The 5983-nt window shown below is 55.8% G+C and carries 3 protein-coding genes and 3 pseudogenes; 3 read left to right on the top strand and 3 right to left on the bottom strand.

The features are described from left to right. Nucleotides 1-464, bottom strand: a pseudogene (locus tag AKV04_RS27095) (transposase); the annotation flags it as partial. Nucleotides 465-957: 493 nt separating this feature from the next. Between AKV04_RS27095 and AKV04_RS10055 the strand changes: the two are divergent. Beyond that, a pseudogene (locus AKV04_RS10055) lies at nt 958-1182 on the top strand (IS3 family transposase); the annotation flags it as partial. 355 nt (nt 1183-1537) lie between these two features. On the opposite strand, the gene AKV04_RS10060 reads toward AKV04_RS10055, so the two are convergent. Together AKV04_RS10060 and AKV04_RS10065 are read right to left on the bottom strand one after the other, a co-directional pair. Then, a complete protein-coding gene (locus AKV04_RS10060; protein WP_235815599.1) occupies nt 1538-2473 on the bottom strand; it encodes a transketolase in 936 nt (311 codons plus the stop codon). A gap of 74 nt (nt 2474-2547) precedes the next feature. Continuing rightward, nucleotides 2548-3324 (bottom strand): calcium-binding protein, encoded by a 777-nt coding sequence (locus AKV04_RS10065; protein WP_054006310.1) that lies wholly within the window; start codon nt 3322-3324, stop codon nt 2548-2550. Nucleotides 3325-3806: 482 nt separating this feature from the next. Between AKV04_RS10065 and AKV04_RS10070 the strand changes: the two genes are divergently transcribed. Both AKV04_RS10070 and AKV04_RS10075 read left to right on the top strand, forming a co-directional pair. Beyond that, entirely contained in the window at nt 3807-4835 is a 1029-nt protein-coding gene (locus AKV04_RS10070) for an IS110 family RNA-guided transposase (RefSeq protein WP_054006311.1), read from the top strand. A gap of 604 nt (nt 4836-5439) precedes the next feature. Then, nucleotides 5440-5983, top strand: a pseudogene (locus AKV04_RS10075) (IS21 family transposase); the annotation flags it as partial.

Here is a 5983-nt window from a genome sequence, read left to right on the forward strand (position 1 = left end):
TCCATAGACCTCGCCGCTGTCATCCCAAGCCTGCTTCAACAGCACCGTTTGGCGCTGATCCTCCAGCGCACGCTGACAAAAAGGTTCACGCAGCCATGCATAGAAGCCGCTCGGATGAACGGCCAGCATCCGGCACATAGCCCTGACGGCAAAGATTGGCCGGTGTTCGGCGATAAACGCATACCTCACCGGGATTCCCTGGCGAAGTATGCGGTCGCCTTTTTTAGGATGTCCCGTTCCTCCGTGACCCGCAGCAGATCTCGCTTCAACCGGCGGATCTCATCAGCTTGCGCATCGACCTCTTGGATCACCTTTGCGGGCCGCGAAAACTGCTTCTGCCATGTGTAGATCGACTTGGTGCTGACCCCCAATCGCTCGGCCACCTCGCGCACCGGGTAGCCCCGATCCTCGACCTGTGCGACCGCATCGCGCTTGAACTCATCTGTGAATTTGTTCGTGGACATATCGTCCTCCTTGCTTCCAAAATTACCAAGCAAGGCGTCTACAAATCTAGGGGCTATTCAGTCTCCGGTAAACAAGGGGCGGTTCAAACCGCCGGCTGAAGAAGATGTTTGCCGAACTGAGAATGCAGAATGAACTGCTCAAGGAGGCCCTCGGAAAAAATGTATGGTCCGACCCGCTATTGCAAGGTTTTCGTGCGTGGCCGTCCGGCTTGCGTAAATGTATCCGGCCTCTGATCAGTCAGCCGCTTTTGGAGACAAGGCCTTGATGAGATCCGCCCCACGGGTTCCAGATTAGTGGCACGGGATTATATCCCGCTTTTTTACGCCTGGCTTACCCTTGGTCGATCAACCGTTTGGTCATCACGTCCCCTGCAATGGGTCTTGCGGTGAGGAATCAGCTTATGCAGCTGCCCCTTTTGACCGCAGGTAGACGGTGCCGGGTTGTGTCAGGATCGCCTAGACGATCCGGGTGAGCTTGTTAGCCAAGGCAACGTTCAAGGCGTCAATGAGTGGCAGAGGAAACTGCTATGACAACGCGGCCATCGAAACCTTCTTCAAAACCATCAAGGCAGAGCTGATCTGGCGGCGCACCTGGGAAACCCGCCGCCAGGCCGAAACCGCAATCTTCCAATACATCAACGGCTTCTATAACCCGCGCCGTCGGCATTCAGCACTGGGAGGCAAAAGCCCCTTGGCCTTCGAACGCCAGGTGGCCTAACATGAGCACTCGGAGCGGCACAAATACGCGACAAGACCAGGCGCGCGGGGGCAAGTTGTGCGAGCCAAATGGAGCGGCTGCGCTTCTGCTGTCGGGGATGGGCGATGCGCAAGTTTGTTGTAGCCACCGCGGACCAGCACGCCGCCGGCCTCGCTCGGTCATCGCCGAAATCCGCGCGGCAGGAAACCTCACCCTGCGCGGCATCGTACACCACCTTAGCCAGCGCGGCATGCTCCCCCGGCAAGAGGAAGGTGGTGTATTTAATGTGCTAAACTTACTGGTCAGAGTTGATCGGTGAGTTTGGTGCCGCCGAGAGCCATGTGGCTGCAGACTATGGTTAGGGCATAATGAGCATTCAAAATACAGACCGAGCAATCCGGATCATCTGAAGCATCTCAAAGGCGGTGTCAGCCAAGGTCACCAACTCCCCGTTTATGACGGCATAGTTATAGCCTGGCTGCAGTTCTGGCAGGTTGTAGGCTTGGCGCAGTTCGTCTTGGGTCAGAGCTGCAGTGGGCGATATAAGTGTGCCTTCTGGCACATTCTGGGATTGAGCAAGACGATGGAGTGCCAGAAGTGACCTGTTGTCCTCATCCGCCAACAACACTGGCTGACCGTCGATCAAGGCATATCGCCTGCCTTCGGGCGCAGGGCGCAACCCGTAAAGAGTTGCGATCTGGTCTGAGCTGAGCAACAGATCATCATCGTCATATACCGACCCATCATCAAGATAGCTGCGCCTCTGGTCGAGATAGATCTCATCAAGCCGATCGTCGTCATAAGTAACCCATTGATCGTATGTCACGCCTTTTTTTGCCAAGCCAGGTGGCACACAAGGCGGGTCCTTCTTGGCGAGGCCCGGGGGACAGTTGCGATAGGTTACAAAACGGTCGTCAGGCAATTCAGTAAAAACGGCGTTCGGTCCCAGCAATGCGAGAGGCGCAGCAGCGAGGCGCACAAGCATGTCGCGGCCGCGCGGGGCTTGTAAGCCTAAAATCGTGGCGGAATCCTGCGCGCGCTGCTCTTTTGAGCGATTGACCTTGCCCCTGTCCCCCTTGTCGCTCCTGTGCTTTTCGTTGGCGGCGTGGGATTTTGCCTTGGAGTGTTTCTTGAGCTTCTTTTTTTCACCAGCCTTGCCGTTTTTTGAATCAACTTGGAAGATCTGAGCATCCGCGCCCGGTGACAGCTTGAGATTCGTCGTCACGTTACTGCGAAAAACGACCTGTGCGTTAAGCATGGGACCCGTCGCGCAAGCAAATATTGCCGCGAGCGCAAATGAAGTGATTTTCATTTTTTTTCCTTATGTATGTATATCAGGAGGTATGAGCTGCTTCATTTGTACGACCACGCATTGACCCTGCCTAGTCAGAGAAAAAAATCATGGGCCAACCAGTAGCTAGGCAAAATTGAGCCATCAACGACCACCAGTTGAAATTCCGCAGTTGAATCACTGTCCGTATTGCCGAGAATCCAAGTGTCCGTACCGGTGCCAGCCACCGCCATCAAATATCCCTTCGCAGGGGTACCAGTAGTTGCATCCGTCCATCTGAACGCTTGGTTTCCCGCGATAGTTGCATCTGCATCTATTTCCGAAAGATCAATCCTGTCGAGATCGAATTCAAAGCTGCCAATTACATCGCGCGTCGTTCCGTTTGATTCTCTCGTTGAATTAAATTCAAAGACATCACTGCCATTACCACCAAAAAGCCTGTCCAGCCCAAGCCCCCCGGAGAGCAGATCATTGCCGTCTTCGCCGTAAAGCAGATCATTTCCAGAATCGCCATATAGTCTGTCATTGCCTGTGTAGCCGTAGAGTCGATCATTGGCGTTTCCGCCAAACATCGTATCGTTGCCCGTCCAGCCGTCTAGGTAATCTGCACCATCCTCGCCGAACATGAAATCGTTCTCGGTGCCGCCATCCAGCGAGTCGTTGCCGGTCCAGCCATACAAGGTGTCGGCACCTGCTCCGCCAAAAAACCAATCATCACCACCAGAGCCAGTGGATGTATGTCCAAAATCATCTATGAGGTCGTTGCCTCCGCCGCCGTATACGGTGTCGTTACCTGCGCCGGGATGAATGATGTCAGCCAAGCTGGTGCCGAATATTCTGTTACCAATGCCATTGCCATCGATATGGGCCATGATATGAGTACTCCAAGAGGAAAAGGGTGAGCAGATTAGCTCACTTCGATAGAGCCAACATGCGGAGCCAGCCAAAGTTATGCAAAGTCAGCGGTTTGTTATTGGATAGCAGTCCACCAACTTTATGATTTACAATGATAACTTAGTCGCAAGGCAAATTTCACCTTGGTATTAGGCTGCGGTTCTCCCTGCGCGGTCTTGCGCCTAAGCCGTTCATTCTCCTGCAAGGTTGCAATGCTCGGGCGCACGGTATGCGTGTCGCGGTGCGCCGTAACCCACTTGTTCAGGGTCGCCATTTGGCAGCGTTTTGTCCGCAAATGGTTTGCTCTCTTTTTTCCTGCTTCTTGGGCGTTAAACTCGCCTATCGATACACATCGAACACTTCGATCGACTCTGTTGATGGCGTGGATGCCCCCTCCTGACGGCATCGTAATGTGCCAAAGTGATGAGTGCTGAAAGCATCACAGAAGGAAGGAGCATCCATGTCCGAAGTTACTATCATCGGTATCGATTTGGCAAAGCGCGTTTTCCAAGTTCACGGGGCGTGTAGCGACGGGTCGGTCGCATTCCGCAAGAAACTTTCGCGGAGCCAAGTGTTGGCGTTCTTTACTCAGCAATCCAGGTGCGTTGTTGCAATGGAGGCCTGCGCCACTGCGCATGGCTGGGGACGCGAACTCGAGAGGCTGGGATACGAGGTCCGTTTGATCCCGCCGGTCTATGTTAAGCCGTTCGTCAAACGACAGAAGAATGATGCGGCGGACGCCGAGGCAATTGTCGAGGCGGCTTTGCGACCCACGATGCGTTTCGTCGCGGTTAAGACGGAAGACCAACAGGCCCGCGCCATGCTGTTTCGCACGCGGCAGATGTTCGTCGGTCAACGCACCCAGTTGATCAACGCTTTACGCGGGCACCTCGCCGAGCACGGCCTGGTCGCGGCGACCGGCACAGCGCAGCTCAAGCGCCTCGCAGATGCGATTGAAGATTGCGGCACAGCCTTGCCCGAGGGTGTTCGGGACTTGGGCCAGATATATCTGGCGCAAATTGCGGGGCTGAATGCTCGGGTGGCAGAGCTTGACATGAAGATGAGAAGCGTCGCCAAAGAGGCCGATTTGGCACGTCGGTTCCAAACCATGCCCGGTGTGGGTCCGATCACAGCGCTTGCAATCGAGACATTCGCCCCAGATCTAACGACGTTCCGGCGCGGGCGCGACTTTGCCGCCTGGCTTGGGCTTGTGCCAAAGCAGCATTCGACCGGCGGCAAATCTCGACTGGGTAGAACGTCGAAGATGGGCCAGCGTGACATCCGCACACTTTTGGTCTCGGGCGCCATGGCGGTTCTGCAAGCGGTCGAGCGGTTCGGCACGCCAAACAAAGGCTGGCTAACGCGCATGCGGGCTCGAAAGCCTCGCATGGTCGTGGCGATTGCACTGGCCAATAAGATGGCCCGTGGCCTTTGGGCCATGATGACGAAACAGCAAGACTATCGGGTTCCGGTGGCTGCAATGGTATAAGCGCACCGCGCTTTTCTATTGCCTGCCGGCGCATCGGGAGTGTGAGGAGGTCACTTAACAGTAAGGGCAAAGGATCGACAAGATCCGGGTCAGATAAAGCAGTATTTGTGCTGGAGCCAATGAGCTCGGTCTGTTGATCTGCTTCTGATCCGCGCATCGCCATACCGGCCCGCGGCTGTGTCAATCGCCGCAACATGAGGCCTGATACATGACCGCACCCGATCACACGCTCAAGCCGTTCAAAAAACCACTTGCACCAACGGGGGCATCCATACATGCACAGATCGGGTCAAAGGCGGACCTCCCCTGTCCCCGGACAGACTCATCCCTCGGTTTCAGTGACGGGTATGCCCAGGACCGTGATGCCGTTCAAGATGGCCACGCGGACCAGGAACTCGGACACCTGACGATCGAAGTCCTGCGCCGATGTGGACCTTCAGGGTCTTCTGGCGGCGTCCGAGGGTGTTGAAGTTCGGCGCCACCCAGTTGAGAACGGCAGTGCAAAAGTTTGCCACGGAAGTGGCGGGATAGTCTTGCTGCGGGCAGAGTAAAACTTTGCCACTTTGGCTCTTTCTGGTGACGGGGAGGGCGGGGGATTTTCAGCGTGGAACTTTATAGAAAGGTGCGCCTTGCGCGCCGCGAAGGCCTGAGCGAACGCGCCGCCGCTCTTCATTTTGGTGTTTCGCGTGCAAGCGTGAAGAAGATGATGAGTTTTTCGGTTCCGCCAGGGTATCAGCGGACAACGGCGATAAAGCGGCCCAGGCTGGATGCATTCACGGGCTTCATCGACCAGTGGTTGCAGGAGGACCTTAGTCGGAACCGCAAGCAACGGCATACGGCCAAGCGTATTTTTGAGCGGCTGCGTGACGAGCACGGGTTCAAGGGCGGCTACACGACGGTGAAGAATTATGTCCGCGAACATGGCCGACGCAGCCGAGAGATGTTTGTGCCGCTGGCTCATGCCCCGGGCCACGCCCAAGCGGATTTTGGCGAGGCGATGGTTGTGATCGGCGGTGTTGAGCAAAAGGCGTATTTCTTCGCACTTGATCTGCCTCACAGTGACGCCTGCTTTGTGCGGGCTTATCCTGCAGCAGTTTCCGAGGCTTGGGTTGATGGCCATGTCCATGCTTTTGCGTTCTTCGGTAGAG

Origin of the sequence: Cypionkella psychrotolerans (assembly GCF_001294535.1) — a bacterium.
Lineage (GTDB): Bacteria > Pseudomonadota > Alphaproteobacteria > Rhodobacterales > Rhodobacteraceae > Cypionkella > Cypionkella psychrotolerans.